1 protein-coding gene is annotated in these 276 nt (G+C 53.3%); it reads right to left on the bottom strand.

The genetic code is table 11. The features are described from left to right. Positions 1–276: hypothetical protein (locus tag SB660_RS20290; RefSeq protein ID WP_410584112.1), on the bottom strand; the 276-nt coding region annotated here is incomplete at both ends.

The following is a 276-nucleotide window of genomic DNA, read 5'->3' as shown; positions in this document are numbered from 1 at the left end:
AATGCGGCATAAACTTTCTTCAAGCGCTGTCTCCGGTGCGGCCAAGGCCTTGCCTCCGGATTGTGCCGCGTTAGGCTTCGGCAGAGCGTTTCTGTCGGTTTTTCCGTTTGCCGTCAGCGGAATCGCGTCAACCTGCACAAAGAAAGCAGGAATCATATGAGACGGCAGTGTTAGGGAAAGCTGGTACCGGAGCTCTGCTTTTTCAATATCTTGATCCGACGTATAATACGCGCAAAGCTCTTGAAGACCGCCCTCGGAAACCGCTAGTACAACCGC

Source organism: Bacillus sp. SIMBA_005 (assembly GCF_046535585.1).
In the GTDB taxonomy this organism is placed as follows: Bacteria; Bacillota; Bacilli; order Bacillales; family Bacillaceae; genus Bacillus; species Bacillus pumilus.
The sequence above is the reverse complement of the archived record's forward strand: the minus strand, read 5'-3'. Positions and strand labels throughout refer to the sequence as shown.